The following is a 23,155-nucleotide window of genomic DNA, read 5'->3' on the forward strand; positions in this document are numbered from 1 at the left end:
AAACCGCCATTGGTTATCTTGCATTTAAGTTGTTTTAAATATAGCATTTTTATTTTTGAGTGTCAATAGAAAAAACTATTTTTATGCAACATGGTGAATATATATCAAAATATGCTAAGCTTTTGATGCATCTTTAAAGAAGATACAAGCACATACAACCATGACGACTGTAACGACCCATGTCAAAACGGTAAGTGGAAGTGATGTAATAACGAAGCAAGCAATCAATACACCAATGACTCCAGTAATAGTAAGTACTAAAGAACTTGCGCGGTTATATTTTCCTTCTTTTACAAATTTAATACCAGCTGAAGGCATTAGGAAAGCACAGGAACCCATCATAATTGGGAATGCGATATCTGCACTTAATCCAAGAAGCAGACACAAAGCCATACAAGGAGCATAAAGTCCAAGACCAACGATCATTAAAGCTCCTAGAACAAAGTTCACAATAACACCGATTATCAGTTTTGCACCGGTCAATCCGCTGGCAGTTCCAATGATACCAAAAGGTCCGACTCCAAGAAGTTTACAGATCATTACGATTGCCAGTGCAATCAAAGCACATCCTAAAGCAATACGAACTTTCTTAAGATTCCATTTTGATACGATTGACGCTCCGATAATAGCTCCCAAGATAGATGCTCCAATCATCAAAACAAGTGTCAGTGGATCAACTGTTACCTTTTGAATAAAAACAGTGGCTTCTACAACGACTGGTATAGCATATGCAACATTTAAAGTACCAGGGATAAGATCGTCAGGACAACTCTTTGTAAACTTGAAAGCTGTTGTTGAAGTTGCATAACTCCCGATACCAAGAGTATCGAAGAAGTTAGCTAACACACCAATAATAATAGTTGGTACGTATTTTACCTCCTTGAAATCTTCTTTATGTTTAAATATGTCTTTTACATAATAAACACCAAAACCAATTGTCAGTATCCAAAGAACTAAGATTAAAATATGTGCTACACTCATATCTCTCATCCTCCTTAAAATAATATATGAATTGCAGAAACAAAAAAGACCGGTATCCTGATTGGAAACCGGCCTTGGTCATCTCTTATTAGTAGTTTACATGAAAATATAAATAATGTCAATAATATAACGAACATTTGTATAATATAATGGAATGGGGATAAAATAAAAAGGCGGTTCCATATAAGGAATACCGCCTTTGGTTGTCAATATGTAATTTTCAATATAGATTAAGCCTCTGTCTTGTTGGCATCTCTAAAGAACATAATAGATGTGTAAATCATAACTACACAAATGATGTATGTTAATGTCTTCAGTGAGAAGAAGCAAGCTACTTTGTAAGCGATAAATACACCAACACATCCGAACAATGCAAGGCAAAGAGCTGCTTTTCTATCATACTTACCTTCTTTGATGAACTTGAAGCATGCAGCATTCATAAGGAATGCACAAGATCCCATCATGATTGGGAAAGCAGTTCCGATATTCATTCCGAGTGCTGCACAAAGAGCCATACAAGGAGCATACAAACCAACACCGATCATCATAAGTGCTCCCAGGAAGAAGTTAACAACAACACCAATTACTAACTTAATACCTGTAAGACCAAGAGCTTCACCACTTACACCGAATGGTCCAATTCCTGCATTCTTACAAGCAAGAACAATTGCAAGGATAAGAAGACCAACACCAAGACCTAAACGAACCATCTTAAGATTCCATTTACATACGATACCAGCTCCAACTAAAGCACCAACAACAGATGCAGCAAGCATAAGTACCAGAGTAAGAGGATCAATATCTACAAAGCTGAAAAACAGAAGTGCTTCCAATGTAACAGGGAAAGTATCACCAACATTCAGCGTACCTGGAATTGTTTCGTCTGGGCTGGACTTTGTGAATTTGAAACCAGCCTGTGTAGTTGCATAAGAACCAATTCCCCATGTGTCAAGTAAGTTTGTGATGCATCCGATGATTGCCAATGGAACCCAGTGTCCACCTTGGAAATCTTCCTTGTGTGCAAGCAAATCTTTGATAAAATATGCGCCAGATGCGATAACAAAGATAATCAGCACGATACGTAAAATCATAATAACATCCATTTTTTCATCCCTCCAGATTGTTTAAAAGTAAAAAAATAGAAACAGAAATCTTAGTATATAATATGAAATATAAGCACCCCGATATGAAAATATTTGTTAAATTATATACCATCTGTTCATGCTATAATTCTACCAATTTTTATGCAAAAAGTCAATGAAATACATAAAAATTGCATAAGGAAAGGACATAATTACATGAATGCAAGTGGAATGTAAAGGAGGAAAGCAGAAAAATGCATATGTGACTGCCGGCTGGTTTGACAAAAAAATAATTTTATCCTATTATAATAAGGAAGTTTTGCGCTGATAAGTATATTGCAGATGAATTAAAGAGCCAGAAGAACCAATAAGATGAATTGTATTAAAAAAAATACAATAAATCCAAGAAAAGGCTTGCAAAATATGGATTCATTCGATATACTAAGAGAGCTGTGACATGATAGCTGTGAAGCGTGAGGTTGCTGCCTGATATGGCAGGTTTTCCGTGGAGCGAATGTCAAGTTAGGAAACTGGCGACAAGTCACTGTACGAAACTATAACAGCCACTGAGATGTGGTAACAACGTGTGAGGTTCTCACGACACACACGGGAGAGTGTACAGTCACCGCTTGTCGTACTGAAGTTAAAAGTACGAAAAGGAGGCGACTTTTTTTATGGCAAGTCAAGTAATGAGAATCACTTTGAAAGCGTATGATCATCAGTTGGTAGATGCATCCGCAAAAAAAATCATCGAAACTGTAAAAAAGAATGGATCACAGGTGAGTGGACCGGTACCACTTCCAACTAAGAAAGAAGTAGTTACAATCTTAAGAGCGGTTCACAAATACAAATATTCCAGAGAACAGTTCGAACAGAGAACTCATAAGAGACTTATTGATATCATTGCACCAACACAGAAGACTGTTGACGCATTGTCTAGATTAGAGATGCCAGCTGGTGTTTACATTGATATCAAAATGAAAAATAAGTAGAACGCAGTAATTCCTAAAATTTAGGATGAACGTCCAAGCGGCGTTCCGCTGTAAATCACAGGAGGTAATTATAATGAAGAAAGCTATCTTAGCTACAAAAGTCGGAATGACTCAGATCTTCAACGAAGACGGAACATTAACACCGGTAACTGTACTTCAGGCTGGTCCTTGTGTTGTAACACAGATCAAAACTGTTGAAAATGATGGTTACGATGCGGTTCAGGTTGGATTCGTTGACAAGAAAGACAAAATTGTTAACAAAGACAAGAGCGGTAAGAAAGAAATCGTTCATCGTCACGGTGTGACAAAAGCTGAACAGGGACATTTTGCAAAAGCTGGTGTTTCTGGTAAGAGATTCGTGAGAGAATTTAAATTTGAAAATGCTTCTGAATATGAACTGGCTCAGGAAATCAAGGTTGATATTTTTGAGGCGGGAGATAAGATTGATGCTACTGCAATTTCTAAAGGAAAAGGATTCCAGGGCGCAATCAAGAGACATAATCAGCATAGAGGACCAATGACACACGGTTCTAAGTTCCATCGTCATGCAGGTTCTAACGGAGCTGCTTCTGATCCGAGTAAAGTATTCAAGGGCAAAAAGATGCCGGGACACATGGGAAGTAAGAAGATTACGATCCAGAATCTTGAAGTCGTACGCGTAGATGCTGAGAATAACTTGCTTTTGGTTAAGGGTTCTGTACCAGGACCAAAGAAATCTTTAGTAACTATCAAAGAAGCAGTAAAGGCTAACTAAGCTTTGGCGAAGGAAGGAGGAAGACTTAAGATGGCAAACGTATCCGTTTATAATATCGAAGGTAAAGAAGTTGGAACAATCGATTTAAGCGATGCTGTATTCGGTGTTGAAGTAAATGAACATCTGGTACACATGGCTGTTGTTAACCAGCTTGCAAATAAACGTCAGGGAACACAGAAAGCAAAAACACGTTCTGAAGTTTCTGGTGGCGGAAGAAAACCATGGAGACAAAAAGGAACAGGTCATGCTAGACAGGGTTCTACAAGAGCTCCGCAGTGGACAGGCGGTGGAGTAGTGTTTGCTCCGGTACCGAGAGATTATTCATTCAAGATGAATAAGAAAGAGAAAAGAGCGGCTCTTAAATCAGCTCTTACAGCAAAAGTAGAAGAAAACAAATTCATCGTTGTTGACGAAATCAAATTTGATGAGATCAAGACAAAGAATTTCGCAAACATTCTGAAGAACTTAGATGTATCTAAAGCATTAGTAGTATTAGAAGATGGCAATACAAATGCAGAGATCTCTGCAAGAAACATTGCTGATGTTAAGACTGCAAAGACTAATACGATCAATGTGTACGATATCTTAAAATACAACACAGTAATCGCAACGAAAGCTGCTGTTGCTAATATCGAGGAGGTGTACGCATAATGGCAAACGTTCAGTATTATGATGTAATCCTTAAACCAGTTGTAACAGAAAAGAGTATGGAACTTATGGGAGAAAAGAAATATACTTTCTTGGTACACCCAGAAGCAACAAAGTCTCAGGTAAAAGAAGCTGTTGAAAAGATGTTCAACGGTACAAAAGTGAAAAGTGTTAACACAATGAACTGTGAAGGTAAGAAAAAAAGAGTTCGTGGAACTATGCAGTTTGGAAAGACAGCCAATACAAAGAAGGCTATCGTTCAGTTAACAGAAGACAGCGCAGATATCGAGATCTTCGAGGGATTATAAGACTTGCTGAAGCTTAGTCGGATCCCGTTCGGTGAGTTTGGCGAGGTTTTTTTGAACCTTGCGAAGCGAATACATCCGAACAATCATACGGTGCAAATCCGTGATATTAATAATTAGAATTTGAAAGGAGAAGCAATCATGGGAATTAAAACATATCGCCCATATACGCCTTCCAGAAGACAGATGACTGGATCTGATTTCTCAGAAATCACAAAGACAACTCCAGAAAAATCTCTGTTAGCTCCAAAGAGCAGACAGGCAGGACGTAATAATCAAGGTAAAATTACAGTTAGACACCGCGGAGGCGGAGCTAAGAAGAAATATAGAGTAATCGACTTCAAGAGAAGAAAAGACGGAATTGCTGCTACAGTTCTTGGCATCGAGTACGATCCAAACAGAACAGCTAATATCGCTCTTATCTGCTATGAAGATGGTGAAAAAGCATATATCCTTGCACCAGCAGGGTTACAGGTAGGCTGGAAAGTTATGAATGGACCAGAAGCAGAAGTATTGATCGGTAACTGTCTTCCACTTTCTGAGATTCCTGTAGGTACTCAGGTACACAACATTGAGCTTCATCCTGGAAAGGGCGGACAGCTGGTTCGTTCAGCAGGTAACAGCGCACAGTTAATGGCAAAAGAAGGAAAATATGCAACACTTCGACTTCCATCAGGAGAGATGAGAATGGTACCAATCGAGTGCCGTGCATCTGTTGGAGTTGTAGGAAATGGGGATCACAACCTGATCAACATTGGTAAAGCAGGACGTAAACGTCACATGGGTATCAGACCTACAGTTCGTGGTTCTGTTATGAACCCGAATGACCATCCGCATGGTGGTGGTGAAGGTAAGACAGGAATCGGTCGTCCGGGTCCGTGTACACCTTGGGGTAAACCAGCACTTGGTCTTAAGACAAGAAAGAAAAATAAAGCTTCTAACAAGATGATTGTAAGAAGAAGAGATGGTAAAGCTATTAAATAATTAAGGAGGTTATAACCTATGGCACGTTCAATTAAAAAAGGACCATTCGCAGACGCAAGCCTGCTCAAGAAGGTTGATGCTATGAACGCTTCTGGAGACAAGTCCGTAATTAAGACATGGTCTCGTCGTTCTACAATCTTCCCAAGCATGGTTGGACATACAATTGCCGTTCATGACGGAAGAAAACATGTACCTGTATATGTAACAGAAGATATGGTTGGACACAAACTCGGAGAGTTCGTGGCAACCAGAACATACAGAGGACATGGAAAAGACGAAAAGAAATCAAAAGTTAGATAATTACATTGTGAAAGGAGGGTTCATCCATGGCAAAAGGACATAGATCCCAAATCAAGAGAGAGAGAAATGCTAACAAAGATACAAGACCTTCTGCTAAGTTATCTTATGCAAGAGTTTCTGTTCAGAAAGCATGCTACGTATTAGATGCCATCAGAGGTAAGGATGTAACAACAGCACTTGGTATTTTAACTTACAATCCAAGATATGCTTCTAGTTTAATAAAGAAATTATTGGAGTCAGCAATTGCAAATGCTGAAAACAACAACGGTATGAATGTTGAGAATCTTTATATTGCAGAGGCTTATGCAAACAAAGGACCAACAATGAAGAGAATCAGACCTAGAGCACAGGGAAGAGCTTACAGAATCGAGAAGAGAATGAGCCACATTACACTTGTGCTTGATGAAAGATAAGGAGGGCAATCATGGGACAGAAAGTTAATCCTCATGGCTTAAGAGTCGGTGTTATCAAAGACTGGGACTCTAGATGGTATGCAGAAAAAGATTTTGCAGACTACTTAGTAGAAGACCATGAAATCAGAACGTATCTTAAGAAGAGATTATACAGCGCCGGTGTTTCTAAGATTGAGATCGAAAGAGCATCTGACCGCGTAAAAATCATTATTTATACAGCAAAACCTGGTGTAGTAATCGGTAAAGGTGGAGCAGAAATCGAAAAAGTAAAAGGTGAATTAGCACAGTTTACTAATAAGAAATTAATCGTTGATATTAAGGAAATCAAGAGACCGGATAAAGATGCTCAGTTAGTAGCAGAAAACATCGCATTACAGCTTGAGAACCGTATCTCTTTCAGACGTGCAATGAAATCTTGTATGTCAAGAACAATGAAAGCCGGAGCACTTGGTGTTAAGACATCTGTGTCAGGACGTCTTGGCGGAGCAGATATGGCTCGTACAGAGTTCTACAGTGAAGGAACAATTCCTCTTCAGACACTGAGAGCAGATATCGACTACGGATTCGCTGAAGCTGACACAACTTATGGAAAAGTTGGTGTTAAGGTATGGATTTACAAGGGCGAAGTTCTTCCGGAAAAAGCAGCAAAGGAAGGAGATAGATAATCATGTTAATGCCAAAAAGAGTAAAACGTCGTAAACAATTCCGTGGTTCCATGAAGGGTAAAGCACTTCGCGGAAACAAGATTACAAATGGTGAATATGGTATCGTTGCAATGGAACCTTGCTGGATCCGTTCAAACCAGATCGAAGCTGCCCGTATCGCTATGACACGTTATATCAAACGTGGTGGTAAAGTTTGGATCAAAATATTCCCAGATAAACCTGTAACTACGAAACCAGCTGAAACACGTATGGGTTCTGGAAAAGGAACCTTAGAATACTGGGTAGCAGTTGTTAAGCCGGGTCGCGTAATGTTCGAGATCGCTGGCGTATCAGAAGAAGTTGCAAGAGAAGCACTTCGTCTGGCAACACACAAGCTGCCATGTAAATGTAAAGTAGTTTCTCGCGCAGACTTAGAAGGCGGTGATAACAGTGAAAATTAATGCATTTGTAGAAGATTTAAAGACAAAATCAGCTGCAGAGCTGAACGAAGAATTAGTAGCTGCTAAAAAGGAACTTTTTAACTTAAGATTCCAGAACGCAACAAATCAGTTAGATAATACAAGCAGAATCAAAGAAGTAAGAAGAAATATTGCCAGAATCCAGACAGTGATTACGGAAAAAAGTGGCAAATAGAACTTCATTTCATGCTGAAAGGAGTATAGACTGTGGAAAGAAATCTTAGAAAAACCCGTGTGGGTAAGGTTATCAGTAATAAAATGGATAAGACCATAGTTGTTGCAGTTGAAGATCATGTAAAACATCCACTTTACAAAAAAATCGTAAAGAGAACTTACAAGTTGAAAGCACATGATGAGAATAACGAGTGCAACATCGGCGACAAAGTAAAAGTTATGGAAACAAGACCACTCTCTAAGGATAAGAGATGGAGACTTGTTGAAGTTATGGAAAAAGTGAAATAGTATAAGGAGGGAAACCTGCATGATACAGCAAGAAAGCAGACTGAAAGTAGCAGACAACACAGGTGCAAAAGAATTACTGTGTATTCGTGTTATGGGCGGTTCAACAAGAAGATATGCAAGTATCGGTGATGTGATCATTGCGACTGTTAAAGATGCAACACCAGGCGGCGTTGTTAAAAAAGGCGATGTAGTAAAAGCTGTAGTTGTTCGTACTGTAAATAGTACTCGTCGTAAAGATGGTTCTTATATCCGTTTCGACGAAAATGCTGCTGTAATTATAAAAGATGATAAGACACCAAGAGGAACCCGTATTTTTGGACCAGTAGCAAGAGAGCTCCGTGACAAACAGTTCATGAGAATTGTTTCCCTGGCTCCGGAAGTACTATAAGGAGGTGCGCAAGATGTCAATGTTAAAAATCAAAAAAGGCGACACTGTTAAGGTTATCGCTGGTAAAGATAAAGACAAAGAAGGCAAAGTTATTGCTGTAAACCAGAAAGCTGGTAAGGTTGTTGTTGAAGGTGTCAACATGTTGACAAAGCACACAAAACCAAGTATGAATAACCAGAATGGTGGAATCGTTCATCAGGAAGGACCTATCGATGCTTCTAATGTAATGTATGTTCACAAGGGAAAAGCAACAAGAGTGGGCATCAAAATGGACGGAGATAAGAAGGTTCGTTACGCTAAATCAACAGGCGAAGTTATTGATTAATCTGAGGAAGGAGGGCCATAAGCTTTGAGTAGACTGAAAGAACAATACCAGAACGAAATCATTGATGCAATGAATAAGAAGTTCGGTTATAAAAATATTATGGAAGTGCCAAAACTCGATAAAGTTGTAATCAACATGGGTGTTGGCGAAGCAAAAGATAACGCAAAACTTTTAGATTCAGCAGTAGCTGATCTTGAGAAGATCACAGGACAGAAAGCTGTTATCTGTAGAGCAAAAAAATCAGTTGCTAACTTCAAGATCAGAGAAGGAATGGCAATTGGATGTAAAGTTACCTTAAGAGGAGAAAAGATGTATGAGTTCGTTGATCGTCTGATCAACCTTGCACTTCCTCGTGTACGTGACTTTAGAGGTGTAAACCCTAACGCATTTGACGGAAGAGGAAACTATGCTCTTGGAATCAAAGAGCAGTTGATCTTCCCTGAGATCGAATATGATAAGGTTGATAAGGTAAGAGGTATGGATATCATCTTCGTTACAACCGCTAAAACAGATGAAGAGGCGCGTGAATTGTTGAAACAGTTCAACATGCCATTTACAAAATAAGGAGGTAAATTATGGCTAAGACAGCAATGAAAGTTAAACAGCAGCGTAACCAGAAATTCTCTACCAGAGAATACAATCGCTGCAGAATCTGTGGACGTCCACATGCATATTTGAGAAAATATGGTATCTGCCGTGTTTGCTTCCGCGAATTGGCATATAAAGGACAGATCCCTGGAGTTAAAAAATCTAGTTGGTAGGCCCTGAACACTTAGAAAAGGAGGAAAACAATTCATGACTATGAGCGATCCAATCGCAGATATGCTTACAAGAATTCGTAATGCAAATACTGCTAAACATGATACAGTAGATGTACCATCTTCTAAGATGAAGCTTGCTATTGCTAATATCTTATTGGATGAAGGATATATCGAGAAATATGACATCATTGAAGATGGAGTATTTAAAACAATCCATATTACATTAAAATATGGCGCAGACAAGAATGAAAAAGTTATTACAGGTCTTAAGAGAATCTCTAAACCTGGACTTCGTGTATACGCTAGCAGCGCTAATGTACCAAAGGTATTTGGCGGACTTGGAACAGCAATCATTTCCACAAACCAAGGCGTAATCACAGACAAAGAAGCAAGAAAACTTGGCGTAGGCGGAGAAGTTCTTTGCTATATTTGGTAACAAATGACTAAGGAAACATCATCGCCACTAGGTTCGAGAGAACCTCACCAAGTGGACAAGGTGTACTTTCGCACTAGGTTCGAGAATACCTCACCAAGTGCTCAATGTAACTGAAAACAGAGTGGGTGCGACCCATTCCGAAAATTTAAGTTAAGGAGGATAAGGCAATGTCACGTATAGGAAGACTGCCAGTAGCAATCCCAGCAGGTGTAACTGTTGAAATTGCAGAGAATAATGTAGTGACTGTAAAAGGTCCAAAGGGAACACTCGTAAGAGAACTTCCTACAGAGATGGAAATCAAAGTAGAAGGTGAAGAAGTAGTTGTAACAAGACCAAACGATTTAAAGAAAATGAAATCTTTACATGGTCTTACAAGAACACTGATCAACAACATGGTTGTTGGTGTAACGAATGGATATGAAAAAGTTCTGGAAGTTAACGGTGTTGGATATAGAGCAGCAAAATCTGGAAACAAACTGACACTGAACCTTGGATATTCTCATCCAGTAGAAATGGTTGATCCAGAAGGTCTTGAGACTGTTGTAGAAGGACAGAACAAGATCATCGTAAAAGGTATCAGCAAAGAAAAAGTAGGTCAGTATGCAGCTGAGATCAGAGATAAGAGAAGACCTGAGCCATATAAGGGCAAAGGTATTAAGTATGCTGATGAAGTAATCAGACGTAAAGTCGGCAAGACAGGTAAGAAATAAGAAAGGAGAGTGTAAAAATGGTTAGCAAAAAATCAAGAAGTGTCGTTCGTGTTAACAAACACAGAAAATTACGTAACCGTTTGAGCGGTACTGCTGAGTGCCCACGTTTAGCGGTATTTAGAAGTAACAATCATATGTATGCTCAGATCATTGATGATACAGCTCACAATACTCTGGTTTCCGCATCCACTCTTCAGAAAGATGTGAAAGCAAACTTAGAGAAAACAAACAACGTTGAAGCAGCAGCATATCTTGGTAAAGTAATTGCTGAGAAAGCGTTGGAAAAAGGTATTAAAGACGTTGTCTTCGATAGAGGCGGATTTATTTACCAGGGCAAGATTCAGGCATTAGCAGACGCAGCTAGAGAAGCTGGGTTGAATTTCTAGAAGGAGGAGCACACATGAAACAAGAACGTATTGATGCTAGTCAGTTAGAATTAAATGAAAAAGTAGTATCAATTAAACGTGTAACCAAAGTTGTTAAAGGTGGCCGTAATATGAGATTCACAGCTTTAGTAGTTGTTGGCGACGGAAATGGCCATGTTGGTGCAGGTTTAGGAAAAGCTACAGAAATTCCAGAAGCAATCCGCAAGGGAAAAGAAGATGCAGCTAAAAACCTCATCTCTGTAGCATTAGATGAAAATGAAAGTATTACACATGATTTTATCGGTAAATTCGGAGGAGCTTCCGTATTACTTAAGAAAGCTCCAGAAGGTACTGGAGTGATTGCCGGTGGTCCGGCACGTGCCGTAATCGAGATGGCAGGAATCAAGAATATCCGTACAAAATCTCTTGGTTCTAACAACAAACAGAATGTTGTTCTGGCTACGATCGATGGATTACGTCAGGTAAAGACTCCGGAAGAGGTTGCTAAGCTTCGCGGTAAATCTGTTGAAGAGATCTTAGGCTAAGGAGGTAGATGAAGATGGCAAACTTAAAAGTTACATTAGTAAAATCTACAATTGGTGCTGTACCAAAGCATAAGAAGACTGTTGAAGCATTAGGCTTAAGAAAAGTAAACAAGACAGTTGAACTGCCGGATAATGCAGCAACAAGAGGTATGATTAAGCAGGTTCAACACCTGGTAAAAGTAGAAGAAGCATAAGTAATAATTCGGATAAGGAGGTGTCACAATGGATTTATCAAACTTAAGACCTGCTGATGGAGCAAAACAGAGTGATAATTTCAGAAGAGGACGTGGACACGGTTCTGGAAATGGTAAGACAGCTGGTAAGGGACACAAAGGTCAGAAAGCTCGTTCTGGAGCAACAAGACCAGGTTTCGAAGGTGGTCAGATGCCATTATATAGAAGAATACCAAAGAGAGGTTTCACGAACAGAAACTCTAAGACAATCGTTGGTATTAATGTAAGCGCTCTTGAGGTATTTGATAATGATGCTGTTGTTTCTGTAGAGACTCTGATCGAACAGGGTATCGTTAAGAATCCAAGAGATGGTGTTAAGATTCTTGGAAATGGCGAACTTACAAAGAAACTTACAGTACAGGCAAATGCATTTAGTGCAGGCGCAGTAGAAAAGATTGAGGCTTTAGGTGGAAAAGCAGAGGTGATCTAATGTTAGAAACATTCCGAAAGGCATTTCAAATTAAGGATATTCGCAAGAAAATCGGATATACGTTTTTAATGTTAATCGTGATAAGAATCGGATCACAGTTGCCGACACCGGGCGTGAATGCCGATTATATTAAGGAATTTTTTGCACAGAACACTGGTGAGGCGTTTAATTTGTTTAACGCTTTCACCGGTGGCTCTTTTGAGCAGATGTCTATATTTGCTCTGAGTATTACGCCGTACATTACATCTTCCATTATCATGCAGCTTCTTACAATTGCAATTCCAAAACTTGAAGAAATGCAAAAAGAAGGAGAAGATGGAAGAAAGAAGATTGTAGCTATCACTCGTTATCTGACAGTAGGACTTGCTTTGTTTGAGTCTACTGCCATGGCAGTCGGATTCGGACGTCAGGGATTATTGAAAGAATACAATTTTGTAAATGCTGCAATTGTAGTTCTGACACTTACAGCAGGATCTGCATTTTTGATGTGGATTGGTGAGAGAATTACAGAAAAGGGCGTAGGAAATGGTATTTCCATCGTGCTTGTAATTAATATTATCTCACGTATACCTAGTGATATGAATTCACTGTTTGAGCAATTCGTTAAGGGAAAACCGATTGCATCTGCAGGACTTGCAGTTCTTGTTATCGTTGCAATTATCGTTGCTCTTGTAGTATTTGTCGTTATTCTTCAGGATGGTGAAAGAAGGATTGCGGTACAGTATTCTCAGAAAGTTGTTGGTAGAAAAACTTATGGTGGACAGTCCAGCAACATTCCTTTGAAAGTAAATACTGCCGGTGTAATTCCAATTATCTTTGCATCCTCATTAATGCAGTTCCCGATCGTAATTGCTTCATTCATGGGCAAAGGAAATGGGACTGGAATTGGCAGCGAGATTTTACGAGGAATGAATCAGGGCAACTGGTGTAATCCAGAACATTTGAAATATACTTGGGGATTAATTGTATACATTATTCTGACTGTATTTTTTGCATATTTCTATACGTCCATTACATTTAATCCGTTAGAGATTGCAAACAATATGAAGAAAAATGGTGGCTTTATTCCAGGTATTCGTCCGGGAAAACCAACGGCTGAATATCTGACCAAGATATTGAATTATATTATATTTATTGGAGCATGTGGTCTTGTAGTTATACAGATTATCCCGATTTTCTTTAATGGATGGCTGGGAGCAAGTGTATCGTTCGGAGGTACATCGTTGATCATTATTGTCAGTGTTATTCTGGAAACTATGAAACAAATCGAATCACAGACACTTGTTCGCAATTATAAAGGATTTTTGAATAGTTAATGAACGAATGATTTTGACTCGCGGAATTTTTTTCGCGGGTTAAAATACTATAAAGGAGGAACACCCATATGAAAATTATTATGTTAGGTGCCCCTGGTGCGGGCAAGGGAACTCAGGCAAAGAAAATTGCAGCAAAGTACGACATTCCTCACATTTCAACTGGTGACATCTTTAGAGCGAACATTAAAAATGGTACTGAGTTGGGGAAAAAGGCAAAAACTTACATGGATCAGGGACTTTTAGTTCCAGATGAACTGGTTGTAGATCTGGTCGTAGATCGTGTGAATCAGGAAGATTGTAAGAATGGATATGTTCTTGACGGATTTCCGAGAACAATCCCACAGGCAGAAGCACTTGATAAAGCGCTCACTGAACTGGGACAGAAAGTTGATTATGCAATTGATGTAGATGTTCCAGATGAGAATATTGTCCGTCGCATGGGCGGAAGACGTGCTTGTGTTGGATGTGGAGCTACATATCATTTGGAATATGCACCAACAAAAGTAGAAGGAGTCTGTGATGTCTGTGGCAAAGAGCTGATTCTCAGAGATGATGATAAACCAGAGACTGTAAAAAAACGTCTTGGAGTATATCATGAGCAGACACAGCCATTGATTGATTACTATACAAATGCCGGAATTTTGAAAACTGTTGATGGAACGATCGATATTAATGATGTATTCCAGGCAATTGTAGATATTTTAGGAGAATAAGAACATGCCAATCACAATCAAATCGTCCAGAGAAATTGAATTAATGACTGAAGCCGGACGTATATTGGAAATTGTTCATAACGAATTAGGAAAGGCTCTGCGACCAGGAATGAGTACCAAGGATATCGATCGTCTGGGTGAAGAAATCATCCGCAGTTACGGTTGTATTCCATCATTTCTTAATTATAATGGATATCCAGCATCTATCTGTGTATCTGTGAATGAGGAAGTGGTTCATGGAATTCCTGACAAGCATCGAATTATTCGTGAAGGTGATATTGTCAGCCTGGATGCCGGAGTCATTTACAAAGGATATCATTCCGATGCCGCGAGAACTCACGGCATCGGAACAATCAGCAAGGAAGCAGAAGATCTGATTAGAATAACCAGAGAATGCTTCTTTGAAGGTATAAAATACGCAAAAGAAGGCAATTATTTATTTGACATTTCGGCAGCAATTGGCAATTATGCGCAGGAGCGTGGTTATGGAGTCGTTCGTGATCTGTGCGGACATGGAATTGGGACTGCGTTGCATGAAGCTCCTGAAATACCGAATTATAAGATGAACAGAAAAGGTGTAAAGCTGAAAGCCGGAATGACTTTGGCAATTGAACCGATGATTAACATAGGAACCTGGGAGGTTGACTGGTTAGATGACGACTGGACTGTTGTATCCAGAGACCGCTCACTTTCAGCGCATTATGAAAACACGGTATTAATTACCAAAGATGAACCGATACTTTTAACCTTGACCCAAGACAGCTAGGAGACGCAGTTATGGACAGATATCAGACAGGAATGCTTGCAAAATCAAAAGCGGGTCATGACACCGGTAAGGTTTATGTTATAATGGACATTGACGACACATATGTATATTTAGCGGATGGCAGAATTAGAACATTAGATAAGTTAAAAAGAAAAAAGAAAAAACATGTTCAGATTATTTGCAAAAAATATGATGTCACCGCAATTGATGACGTAGCAATCAAACGGATACTTAAGGAATGGAATAAAGAAGGAAAAAATCAGGAGGAATAAAACATGTCAAAAGCTGACGTTATTGAAATTGAAGGAACTGTAGTAGAAAAATTACCGAACGCAATGTTCCAGGTTGAGTTAGAGAATGGCCATCAGGTACTTGCACATATCAGTGGAAAGCTGAGAATGAACTTTATCAAAATCTTACCTGGCGATAAGGTAACATTGGAATTATCTCCATATGACCTCTCAAAGGGAAGAATTATCTGGAGAGATAAATAATATAAAATTATCTATTGACTTTGTTTGACAACAAGTGTTATACTATATAAGCACGTTTTTGGGTGCTTTAATATTGATGCGTATTTTTAAGCATTCAGGATGTGAGAGAACTATAGACATAGCAATGGATGAAAGGAGGATCCCCCGTGAAGGTTAGATCATCAGTAAAACCAATTTGCGAAAAATGTAAAGTTATTAAAAGAAAAGGAAGCATTCGCATTATCTGCGAAAATCCGAAGCATAAACAAAGACAGGGATAGGCACTGAACACTCAGTGAGAAGGCCGTTCGATGAGCAGAGCAAATCGAACATTCTTATGTTTATGAACAAATTAGGCGGCTGATAGTAGACACGCCAGGAGGTGTGTAGACTATTTGATATACAAGGAACACCTGTAGCCGGTGCTTTTCCTCGTATATTGCTTCTAATGCCGGCCCGTCATTACCGTTCATACGGTGGCCGGAAAGGGCATGGATACCGAACATGCCTGGGTAATGCTAAGGCAGAACCCCTATTAAAGTCGATGTAAAAAAATCAAAAAGAAAATGGAGGAAATTCACATGGCTCGTATAGCAGGTGTAGATTTACCAAGAGACAAACGTGTTGAGATCGGATTAACTTATATCTACGGAATCGGTAGACCGAGTGCAACCCGTATTTTAGCACAGGCAGGAGTTGATCCTGATATTCGCTGTAGAGATCTTACAGACGAAGATGTAAAGAAAATTAGTGCAGTAATTGATGAGACTCAGGTAGTAGAAGGTGATCTTCGTAGAGAGATCGCTCTGAACATCAAGAGATTGCAGGAGATCGGATGCTATAGAGGAATCCGTCACAGAAAAGGACTTCCGGTTCGTGGTCAGAAGACTAAGACAAATGCAAGAACAAGAAAAGGTCCTAAGAGAACAGTAGCAAATAAGAAGAAATAGGCTGAAAGCAACTTAGTGAGAGCAAGTTAAAAATGCAGCTCGAATTTAGTGCGAGGCCGTTCGCGAATCTTAGCGAATGCATAGCATGAGCTTAGCTGAGCGAACATACCAAAAAAAAGAAAGTGTAGGTTAGTTTTATTATGGCAAAGAAAGTTACAAAGAAAGTGACAAAGAAACGTGTCAAGAAAAACGTTGAACACGGACAGGCTCACATCCAGTCATCTTTTAATAACACAATCGTTACTTTAACAGATGCACAGGGAAATGCTCTTTCATGGGCAAGTGCAGGCGGTCTGGGATTTAGAGGTTCAAGGAAATCTACCCCTTATGCAGCTCAGATGGCAGCTGAGACAGCAGCTAAAGCAGCATTGGTACATGGTTTGAAATCAGTTGACGTAATGGTTAAAGGACCAGGTTCAGGTAGAGAAGCAGCAATCCGTGCCCTTCAGGCATGTGGAATCGATGTAACAAGCATTAAGGATGTTACTCCAGTACCACACAATGGTTGCCGTCCACCGAAACGCAGAAGAGTCTAATTATCAATTAATAGTTCACGTTGACGGATTGATTTATCCGAATTTAAATAGGAGGAAAACAAAAACATGGCAGTAAATAGAGTTCCGGTTCTTAAAAGATGCAGATCCCTTGGTATGGATCCGGTATATTTAGGAATTGATAAAAAGTCTAACAGACAGTTGAAAAGATCAAATAGAAAAATGAGCGAGTATGGTCTTCAGTTACGTGAAAAACAGAAAGCTAAATTTATCTATGGTGTATTAGAGAAACCTTTCAGAAACTACTTTGAGAAAGCTCAGCGTATGAGTGGTATGACAGGTGATAACCTGATGAAAATGCTGGAATCCAGATTAGATAACGTAGTATTCCGTCTGGGTCTTGCAAGAACAAGACGTGAAGCTAGACAGATCGTTGATCACAAGCATGTTCTTGTAAATGGAAAGCAGATCAACATTCCATCTTACCTGATCAAAGCAGGCGATGTAATTGAAATCAAAGAATCTAAGAAGAGCTCACCAAGATATAAAGAAATCGTTGAGGTTACAGGCGGACGTCTGGTTCCAGAATGGTTAGAAGCTGATCTTGAGAACCTGAAAGGAACAGTAAAAGAACTTCCAAGACGTGAAGAAATTGATGTTCCTGTAGATGAGATGTTAATCGTCGAATTATATTCTAAATAATAACCCGTAACACCACAGGAGGTGGACTTAGTGTTTGATTTTAATAAACCCAACATTGAAATAACTGAGATTTCAGAAGATAAAAAGTATGGAAGATTTGTTGTAGAACCGCTGGAAAGAGGTTATGGTACAACATTAGGAAACTCTCTTAGAAGAATTATGCTTTCATCTTTGCCAGGAGCTGCAATCAGCCAGGTAAAGATTGATGGTGTTCTTCATGAGTTCAGTTCTATTCCGGGTGTTAAGGAAGATGTTACTGAGATTATCATGAACTTGAAATCTTTGGCTATCAAGAATACATCTGAGACAGATGAACCGAAGACAGCTTATATTGAATTCGAAGGAGAAGGCGTTGTTACGGCAGCGGACATCCAGGTGGATCAGGATATCGAGATCATGAATCCAGAGACCGTTATTGCAACATTAAACGGCGGGGCAGACAGCAAATTATACATGGAACTCACCATTACAAAGGGCAGAGGGTATGTAAGTTCTGATAAAAATAAAAACGATGAATTACCAATCGCAGTAATTCCAATCGATTCTATTTACACCCCGGTGGAACGTGTGAACCTCACTGTTGAAAACACACGTGTTGGACAGATTACAGACTTTGATAAGTTGACATTAGATGTGTACACTAATGGTACACTGCTTCCGGATGAAGCAGTCAGCCTGGCTGCAAAAGTGTTAAGCGAACATCTGAAACTCTTTATCGACCTGTCTGAAGTGGCTCAGGCTGCTGAAGTAATGATTGAAAAAGAAGATGATGAAAAAGAAAAAGTTCTTGAAATGAGTATTGACGAATTAGAATTATCTGTTCGTTCTTACAACTGCCTGAAGAGAGCAGGAATTAATACTGTAGAAGAACTTACGAACAGAACACCGGAAGATATGATGAAAGTACGTAACCTTGGACGTAAGTCTTTGGAAGAAGTACTTGCAAAATTAGATGAATTAGGATTAAGCTTAAGCAGAGGCGAAGAGTAGAACACTTAACGAATGCAAGCTGTAAGCGAAGCATAAGTTTAGTGTGAACTCTGTCCTTCGGAACTTAATGAGCGCGAGTGTAAGCGAAGTGCGAATTTAGTAAGAAGGACTTCCATCAAAATGATTTTCACCAGTAAGCCCGAAGTGCGTGGTGAAGCATTTGGCTAGTAAGCCCGAAGAAGCATAACCAAGTGTTATTAATGGAGGATTTGAAAAATGGCAAAATATAGAAAACTCGGCAGAACATCAAGCCAGAGAAAAGCATTATTGAGAAACCAGGTAACAGCATTGCTTAACAACGGCAAGATCGTTACTACAGAAGCTAAGGCAAAAGAAATCCGCAAGATCGCTGAAGGCCTTATTGCAATGGCAGTAAAAGAAAAAGACAACTTCGAAGAAGTTACTGTAAAAGCTAAAGTTGCCCGCAAGGACAAAGATGGCAAGAGAGTAAAAGAGGTTGTAGACGGTAAGAAAGTTACTGTATATGACGAAGTTGAGAAGAAGATCAAGAAAGATATGCCAAGCAGACTTCACGCTCGTCGTGAGATGTTGAAAGTTCTTTACCCAGTAAAAGAAGTTCCAACAACACCAGCTGGAAGAAAGAAAAATACAAAAGAAGTTGATCTTGTTGCAAAACTCTTTGACGAAATCGCACCAAAATACGAGAATCGTAACGGTGGTTACACAAGAATCGTAAAGATTGGTCAGCGTAAAGGTGATGCAGCAATGGAAGTTCTGATTGAACTTGTATAATCTGTGTAAAATGATGACGCACTTCAGGAAACTGAAGTGCGTTTTTTCTCTGTCTATATCGTTAAATAATCTACTTATAGAAAAACTGAATACAAACTTCAAATATAGTGATATAATAAATAAACTGTGTGATGCACCAGAAAAAAGAAAGAAGGGATGTTGTTAATGAGTAGGTTAGAGATCGCTTCGCCTAAGAGAGCCAGAATTGTAATGGAAGGATTGTATAAAGACTTAGAGCGAAGAATTGAATCCAGCCCACCGGGATTATGCCCGGTAGACATGTCACGTGCATTTTTGGAATTATGCCATGCGCAGACATGTGGCAAATGTGTTCCGTGTCGAATTGGACTGGGGCAATTGAATCATTTCATCAAGGATGTACTTGATGGAAAAGCAACTATGGAGACATTGGATGTTATGGAGCAGACTGCCTTATCTATCATGGAGTCAGCCGATTGCGCCATCGGGTATGAAGCTGCAAATATGGTATATAAGGGACTGATCGGATACCGTGATGATTATGTGGAGCATATTAAAAATGGAAGATGTACCTGTACATATAATCAGCCGGTACCGTGTGTATCTTTGTGTCCGGCACATGTAGATATTCCGGGATATGTTGCTTTAGTTGGGGAAGGCAGATATGCAGATGCAATTCGTTTGATCAGGAAGGACAACCCGTTCCCGACAACATGTGGTTTTATCTGCGAGCATCCATGTGAGGCACGCTGCAGAAGAAATATGGTGGATGATTCCATCAATATTCGTGGTCTTAAGAGGGTGGCTGCTGATTTTGCTGGTGAGGTAGAGCCACCGAAATGTGCACCAAGTACAGGAAAGAGAATTGCTGTACTCGGCGGAGGTCCAGGAGGGTTAAGTGCAGCATACTATCTGCAGCTGATGGGTCATCAGGCTACGGTATATGAGATGCTTCCAAAACTTGGTGGAATGCTTCGTTATGGAATTCCGAATTACCGTCTGCCTAAGGAAAGATTAGACGAAGATATCAATGCTATTTTAAAGACTGGCGTAGAGGTAAAACATGGTCTTAAGATTGGACAGGATATCACAATTCAAGAACTGAGAGCACAATACGATGCTGTGCTGATTACGATTGGGGCAAGCACAGATAAAAAACTGGGACTGGAAGGGGAAGATGCAGATGGAGTATTATCTGCTGTTCAGTTCCTGAGAAATGTAGGCAAGAACGAGATTATGGATCTGACCGGCAAGGAAGTTGCTGTCATCGGGGGCGGCAATGTTTCTATGGATGCGGTTCGTACGGCAAAACGTCTCGGTGCTAAGAAAGTAAGTATTGTGTACAGAAGAAGAGTTGCAGATATGACAGCTCTTCCAGGAGAAATTGACGGCGCTGTTGCTGAAGGAATCGAACTTCAGACATTAAAAGCACCTGCGTCACTGGATATTGATGAAAATAATCATATCAAAGGTATTTATGTGACTCCGCAGATGGTAAGTGCAATCAAGGATGGACGAGCAAGTATCAAACCGACTGGCGAAGAGGATATTTATATTCCATGCGATGTATTGGTTGTTGCAATCGGTCAGAATATTGAGACACGCCATTTTGAGGAAGCTGGTATTCCGGTAGAACGTGGTAAGATTGTTACAAAGAGCACAGGAACCTTTGAAAATATGCCAGGAGTATTTGCAGGAGGAGACTGCGCAAGCGGCCCTGCTTCTGTAATAAAGGCAATTGCTGCAGCGAAGGTTGTAGCGGCTAATATTGATGAATATCTCGGCTATCACCATGAAATTTCCTGTGACGTAGAGATTCCAGAGGCACATCTGGATGACCGTACACCTTGTGGACGTGTGAATCTTACAGAACGAGAAGCTTGTGAAAGAGTCTGTGATTTTGAGGGTGTAGAGAACTGCATGACCGAAAAAGAAGCAAAACAGGAAGCAAGCAGATGTCTGCGGTGTGATCATTTTGGATATGGCATATTTAAGGGAGGCAGAGAGACATTATGGTAAATCTTGTAATTGATGGAAAACAAATATCCGTAAAAGAAAATACCACGATTATGGAGGCTGCCGCTCAAAATGGGATTCATATTCCTAAATTGTGTTATCTGAAAGGAATTAACGAGATCGCAGCCTGTCGTGTATGTGTAGTTGAATTAGAGGGAAAGGATAAACTGATTACCTCATGTAATAATGTTGCTGAGGAAGGTATGGTAATCCATACAAATAGTCCAAAAGTACGCAGGGACAGAAAAACCAATGTAGAGTTGATCTTATCTCAGCATAATTGTCAGTGTGTGGCATGTTCAAGAAGTGGCAACTGTAGCCTTCAGTCAGTTGCCAATGACTTGAATATTATCGATATTCCATACAAGATGGAGATCGAGAAACAGCCTTGGAATAAGAATTTTCCACTGATCCGTGATTCCTCCAAATGTATTAAGTGTATGCGGTGTATTCAGGTCTGTGATAAAGTACAGGGATTGAGTGTCTGGGATGTGGAAGGAACCGGATCCAGAACGACTGTAAATGTAGGTGGTCATAAGAACATTCAGGAAGCAGACTGTTCATTGTGCGGACAGTGTATTACACATTGTCCGGTAGGAGCATTGAGCGAGAGAAATGATACGGAAAAGGTCTGGGAAGCAATTGCAGATCCAGATAAAATTGTTGTAGCTCAGGTTGCACCGGCTGTACGTGCTGCATGGGGCGAACAGATTGGACTTGCTCCAGAAGATGCAACCATTGGAAAGATATTGGATGCCTTGAAGCGTATGGGTGTGGACTACGTGTTTGATACTGTATTTTCAGCCGATCTGACAATCATGGAAGAAGGACACGAATTTGTTCAGCGTTTTACAAGTGGTGAACTGAAAGATCGCCCGATGTTTACATCATGCTGTCCAGGATGGATTCGTTTTATTAAAACACAGTATCCACATTTGGTAAAATATTTATCCTCTGCAAAATCACCACAGCAGATGTTCGGCGCAGCAATGAAGACCTACTTTGCAGAAAAACTAGGTGTATCACCAGAGAAAATCTACACCGTGTCTGTAATGCCTTGTGTTGCGAAAAAAGGCGAGAGCGAGATGGAACTGTTCTATGGAGAATATGCAGGACATGACATTGATACAGTAATCACGACCAGAGAGCTGGTAAGAATGATTCGTTCTGCACACATCAGCCCTGATACATTGGTAGATATTGAAAGCGACCGCCCGATGCAGGCTGGTACAGGAGCTGGTGTCATCTTTGGAGCAACTGGCGGTGTAATGGAAGCAGCGCTTCGATCCGCATATTATATCATCAAAGGAGAAAATCCACCGGCAGATGCATTTACTGCAGTAAGAAGTCAAGGCTTCAACGAAAATGATGGTGTACAGGAAGCAGATTTCCAGATTAATGATATTACCGTCAGAACCGCTGTTGTAAGCGGTCTTGGCAATACCAGAGCACTGCTTGATAAGATAGAACGAGGAGAAGTACACTACGACTTCGTAGAAGTTATGGCATGTCCAGGAGGCTGCGTAGGCGGAGGCGGACAGCCAATCCACGATGGTGAAGAACTGGCCTTTGAACGCGGCAAGAACCTGTATTATCTGGATGATAATTATGACATTCGATTCTCACATGAGAATCCAGATATCCTTCAAATGTACGAAGAATATTTTGAAAAACCAATGTCACATAAAGCGCATATGCTGTTACATACAGAACATGATGCAAAAATAGTAAATTACGGCAAAGGATTTTAAAAAATAGTTAATAGG

Annotated in this window: 36 protein-coding genes; 34 read left to right on the forward strand and 2 right to left on the reverse strand. The window is 39.9% G+C overall.

The genetic code is table 11. The annotated features are described in order from the left end of the window. Positions 1 to 114 precede the first annotated feature (114 nt). Positions 115 to 981, reverse strand: a complete 867-nt coding sequence (locus ABE613_RS03915) for a TSUP family transporter (protein ID WP_347375740.1) — start codon at positions 979 to 981, stop codon at positions 115 to 117. Between the two features lie 230 nt (positions 982 to 1,211). Then, complete coding sequence (locus ABE613_RS03920; protein WP_235233690.1) at positions 1,212 to 2,084, reverse strand: permease; 873 nt, start codon at positions 2,082 to 2,084, stop codon at positions 1,212 to 1,214. Between the two features lie 653 nt (positions 2,085 to 2,737). Between ABE613_RS03920 and rpsJ the strand changes: the two genes are divergently transcribed. The 34 genes from rpsJ (at position 2,738) to ABE613_RS04090 (ending at position 23,140) form a co-directional block, all read left to right on the forward strand. Further along, entirely contained in the window at positions 2,738 to 3,055 is a 318-nt protein-coding gene (gene rpsJ / locus ABE613_RS03925) for a 30S ribosomal protein S10 (RefSeq protein WP_347375741.1), read from the forward strand. A 73-nt stretch (positions 3,056 to 3,128) separates the two neighbouring features. Then, positions 3,129 to 3,809 carry a 50S ribosomal protein L3 gene (gene rplC, locus ABE613_RS03930; protein ID WP_347375742.1) on the forward strand — a complete coding sequence of 227 codons (681 nt, stop codon included), beginning with the start codon at positions 3,129 to 3,131 and terminating at the stop codon, positions 3,807 to 3,809. A 30-nt stretch (positions 3,810 to 3,839) separates the two neighbouring features. Next, positions 3,840 to 4,460, forward strand: a complete 621-nt coding sequence (rplD, locus tag ABE613_RS03935) for a 50S ribosomal protein L4 (RefSeq protein WP_235233692.1) — start codon at positions 3,840 to 3,842, stop codon at positions 4,458 to 4,460. Continuing rightward, positions 4,460 to 4,765, forward strand: coding sequence for a 50S ribosomal protein L23 (rplW, locus tag ABE613_RS03940; RefSeq protein ID WP_235233693.1), 306 nt, complete (start codon positions 4,460 to 4,462; stop codon positions 4,763 to 4,765). Before rplD ends, rplW begins: the two co-directional genes overlap by 1 nt. A 138-nt stretch (positions 4,766 to 4,903) precedes the next feature. Beyond that, complete coding sequence (gene rplB, locus ABE613_RS03945) at positions 4,904 to 5,746, forward strand: 50S ribosomal protein L2 (protein ID WP_235233694.1); 843 nt, start codon at positions 4,904 to 4,906, stop codon at positions 5,744 to 5,746. A gap of 18 nt (positions 5,747 to 5,764) precedes the next feature. Beyond that, positions 5,765 to 6,046 (forward strand): 30S ribosomal protein S19, encoded by a 282-nt coding sequence (gene rpsS, locus ABE613_RS03950; protein ID WP_004607295.1) that lies wholly within the window; start codon positions 5,765 to 5,767, stop codon positions 6,044 to 6,046. 26 nt (positions 6,047 to 6,072) lie between these two features. Further along, entirely contained in the window at positions 6,073 to 6,459 is a 387-nt protein-coding gene (gene rplV, locus ABE613_RS03955; protein ID WP_235233696.1) for a 50S ribosomal protein L22, read from the forward strand. 11 nt (positions 6,460 to 6,470) lie between these two features. Next, positions 6,471 to 7,124: a 30S ribosomal protein S3 gene (gene rpsC / locus ABE613_RS03960; protein ID WP_235233698.1), complete on the forward strand. Its 654-nt coding sequence runs from the start codon at positions 6,471 to 6,473 to the stop codon at positions 7,122 to 7,124. A 2-nt stretch (positions 7,125 to 7,126) separates the two neighbouring features. Beyond that, the gene (gene rplP, locus ABE613_RS03965) at positions 7,127 to 7,564 is read left to right on the forward strand and encodes a 50S ribosomal protein L16 (RefSeq protein WP_006445002.1); all 438 of its coding nucleotides are present in this window, start codon (positions 7,127 to 7,129) and stop codon (positions 7,562 to 7,564) included. Beyond that, positions 7,554 to 7,757, forward strand: a complete 204-nt coding sequence (rpmC, locus tag ABE613_RS03970) for a 50S ribosomal protein L29 (protein WP_235233699.1) — start codon at positions 7,554 to 7,556, stop codon at positions 7,755 to 7,757. The genes rplP and rpmC overlap by 11 nt, the downstream gene beginning before the upstream one ends. A gap of 32 nt (positions 7,758 to 7,789) precedes the next feature. Beyond that, entirely contained in the window at positions 7,790 to 8,044 is a 255-nt protein-coding gene (gene rpsQ / locus ABE613_RS03975; protein ID WP_328282620.1) for a 30S ribosomal protein S17, read from the forward strand. A 19-nt stretch (positions 8,045 to 8,063) separates the two neighbouring features. Beyond that, complete coding sequence (rplN, locus tag ABE613_RS03980) at positions 8,064 to 8,432, forward strand: 50S ribosomal protein L14 (protein ID WP_235233701.1); 369 nt, start codon at positions 8,064 to 8,066, stop codon at positions 8,430 to 8,432. 13 nt (positions 8,433 to 8,445) lie between these two features. Beyond that, positions 8,446 to 8,757: a 50S ribosomal protein L24 gene (gene rplX / locus ABE613_RS03985; protein WP_235233703.1), complete on the forward strand. Its 312-nt coding sequence runs from the start codon at positions 8,446 to 8,448 to the stop codon at positions 8,755 to 8,757. Between the two features lie 24 nt (positions 8,758 to 8,781). Next, positions 8,782 to 9,321 (forward strand): 50S ribosomal protein L5, encoded by a 540-nt coding sequence (rplE, locus tag ABE613_RS03990; protein WP_235233704.1) that lies wholly within the window; start codon positions 8,782 to 8,784, stop codon positions 9,319 to 9,321. 11 nt (positions 9,322 to 9,332) lie between these two features. Next, positions 9,333 to 9,518 (forward strand): type Z 30S ribosomal protein S14, encoded by a 186-nt coding sequence (locus ABE613_RS03995; protein WP_235233705.1) that lies wholly within the window; start codon positions 9,333 to 9,335, stop codon positions 9,516 to 9,518. A 34-nt stretch (positions 9,519 to 9,552) separates the two neighbouring features. Then, positions 9,553 to 9,954, forward strand: a complete 402-nt coding sequence (rpsH, locus tag ABE613_RS04000; RefSeq protein WP_235233706.1) for a 30S ribosomal protein S8 — start codon at positions 9,553 to 9,555, stop codon at positions 9,952 to 9,954. 167 nt (positions 9,955 to 10,121) lie between these two features. Then, positions 10,122 to 10,664 (forward strand): 50S ribosomal protein L6, encoded by a 543-nt coding sequence (rplF, locus tag ABE613_RS04005; protein ID WP_235233707.1) that lies wholly within the window; start codon positions 10,122 to 10,124, stop codon positions 10,662 to 10,664. A gap of 17 nt (positions 10,665 to 10,681) precedes the next feature. Next, positions 10,682 to 11,050, forward strand: a complete 369-nt coding sequence (rplR, locus tag ABE613_RS04010; RefSeq protein WP_235233708.1) for a 50S ribosomal protein L18 — start codon at positions 10,682 to 10,684, stop codon at positions 11,048 to 11,050. Between the two features lie 14 nt (positions 11,051 to 11,064). Next, complete coding sequence (gene rpsE / locus ABE613_RS04015; RefSeq protein WP_235233710.1) at positions 11,065 to 11,574, forward strand: 30S ribosomal protein S5; 510 nt, start codon at positions 11,065 to 11,067, stop codon at positions 11,572 to 11,574. Between the two features lie 14 nt (positions 11,575 to 11,588). After that, positions 11,589 to 11,768 (forward strand): 50S ribosomal protein L30, encoded by a 180-nt coding sequence (gene rpmD / locus ABE613_RS04020; protein ID WP_235233711.1) that lies wholly within the window; start codon positions 11,589 to 11,591, stop codon positions 11,766 to 11,768. A 28-nt stretch (positions 11,769 to 11,796) separates the two neighbouring features. After that, entirely contained in the window at positions 11,797 to 12,237 is a 441-nt protein-coding gene (rplO, locus tag ABE613_RS04025; protein ID WP_235233713.1) for a 50S ribosomal protein L15, read from the forward strand. Further along, positions 12,237 to 13,553, forward strand: a complete 1,317-nt coding sequence (gene secY / locus ABE613_RS04030) for a preprotein translocase subunit SecY (RefSeq protein WP_347375743.1) — start codon at positions 12,237 to 12,239, stop codon at positions 13,551 to 13,553. The genes rplO and secY overlap by 1 nt, the downstream gene beginning before the upstream one ends. Before the next feature lie 68 nt (positions 13,554 to 13,621). Continuing rightward, a complete protein-coding gene (locus ABE613_RS04035; RefSeq protein ID WP_235233719.1) occupies positions 13,622 to 14,266 on the forward strand; it encodes an adenylate kinase in 645 nt (214 codons plus the stop codon). Positions 14,267 to 14,270: 4 nt separating this feature from the next. Further along, complete coding sequence (gene map, locus ABE613_RS04040; RefSeq protein ID WP_235233720.1) at positions 14,271 to 15,032, forward strand: type I methionyl aminopeptidase; 762 nt, start codon at positions 14,271 to 14,273, stop codon at positions 15,030 to 15,032. A gap of 11 nt (positions 15,033 to 15,043) precedes the next feature. Then, positions 15,044 to 15,304 carry a KOW domain-containing RNA-binding protein gene (locus tag ABE613_RS04045; RefSeq protein WP_235233721.1) on the forward strand — a complete coding sequence of 87 codons (261 nt, stop codon included), beginning with the start codon at positions 15,044 to 15,046 and terminating at the stop codon, positions 15,302 to 15,304. Positions 15,305 to 15,307: 3 nt separating this feature from the next. Beyond that, positions 15,308 to 15,526, forward strand: a complete 219-nt coding sequence (gene infA, locus ABE613_RS04050; RefSeq protein WP_004607275.1) for a translation initiation factor IF-1 — start codon at positions 15,308 to 15,310, stop codon at positions 15,524 to 15,526. A 146-nt stretch (positions 15,527 to 15,672) separates the two neighbouring features. Further along, entirely contained in the window at positions 15,673 to 15,786 is a 114-nt protein-coding gene (rpmJ, locus tag ABE613_RS04055) for a 50S ribosomal protein L36 (protein WP_003022746.1), read from the forward strand. Between the two features lie 300 nt (positions 15,787 to 16,086). Next, positions 16,087 to 16,455, forward strand: a complete 369-nt coding sequence (gene rpsM / locus ABE613_RS04060; RefSeq protein ID WP_235233722.1) for a 30S ribosomal protein S13 — start codon at positions 16,087 to 16,089, stop codon at positions 16,453 to 16,455. Between the two features lie 140 nt (positions 16,456 to 16,595). After that, on the forward strand, positions 16,596 to 16,991 hold the full coding sequence (rpsK, locus tag ABE613_RS04065) for a 30S ribosomal protein S11 (RefSeq protein ID WP_049729986.1): 396 nt from the start codon (positions 16,596 to 16,598) through the stop codon (positions 16,989 to 16,991). A gap of 66 nt (positions 16,992 to 17,057) precedes the next feature. Further along, complete coding sequence (gene rpsD, locus ABE613_RS04070) at positions 17,058 to 17,651, forward strand: 30S ribosomal protein S4 (protein WP_347375744.1); 594 nt, start codon at positions 17,058 to 17,060, stop codon at positions 17,649 to 17,651. A 30-nt stretch (positions 17,652 to 17,681) separates the two neighbouring features. Then, the gene (locus ABE613_RS04075) at positions 17,682 to 18,641 is read left to right on the forward strand and encodes a DNA-directed RNA polymerase subunit alpha (protein ID WP_235233727.1); all 960 of its coding nucleotides are present in this window, start codon (positions 17,682 to 17,684) and stop codon (positions 18,639 to 18,641) included. Between the two features lie 216 nt (positions 18,642 to 18,857). Further along, positions 18,858 to 19,394 (forward strand): bL17 family ribosomal protein, encoded by a 537-nt coding sequence (locus ABE613_RS04080; protein WP_235233728.1) that lies wholly within the window; start codon positions 18,858 to 18,860, stop codon positions 19,392 to 19,394. 165 nt (positions 19,395 to 19,559) lie between these two features. Then, entirely contained in the window at positions 19,560 to 21,392 is a 1,833-nt protein-coding gene (locus ABE613_RS04085; RefSeq protein WP_235233730.1) for an NAD(P)-binding protein, read from the forward strand. Beyond that, positions 21,386 to 23,140 (forward strand): [FeFe] hydrogenase, group A, encoded by a 1,755-nt coding sequence (locus ABE613_RS04090; RefSeq protein WP_347375745.1) that lies wholly within the window; start codon positions 21,386 to 21,388, stop codon positions 23,138 to 23,140. Before ABE613_RS04085 ends, ABE613_RS04090 begins: the two co-directional genes overlap by 7 nt. Positions 23,141 to 23,155: the final 15 nt, after the last annotated feature.

The sequence above is a fragment of the Dorea chungnamensis genome, assembly GCF_039832125.1.
In the GTDB taxonomy this organism is placed as follows: domain Bacteria; phylum Bacillota; class Clostridia; order Lachnospirales; family Lachnospiraceae; genus JAFBIX01.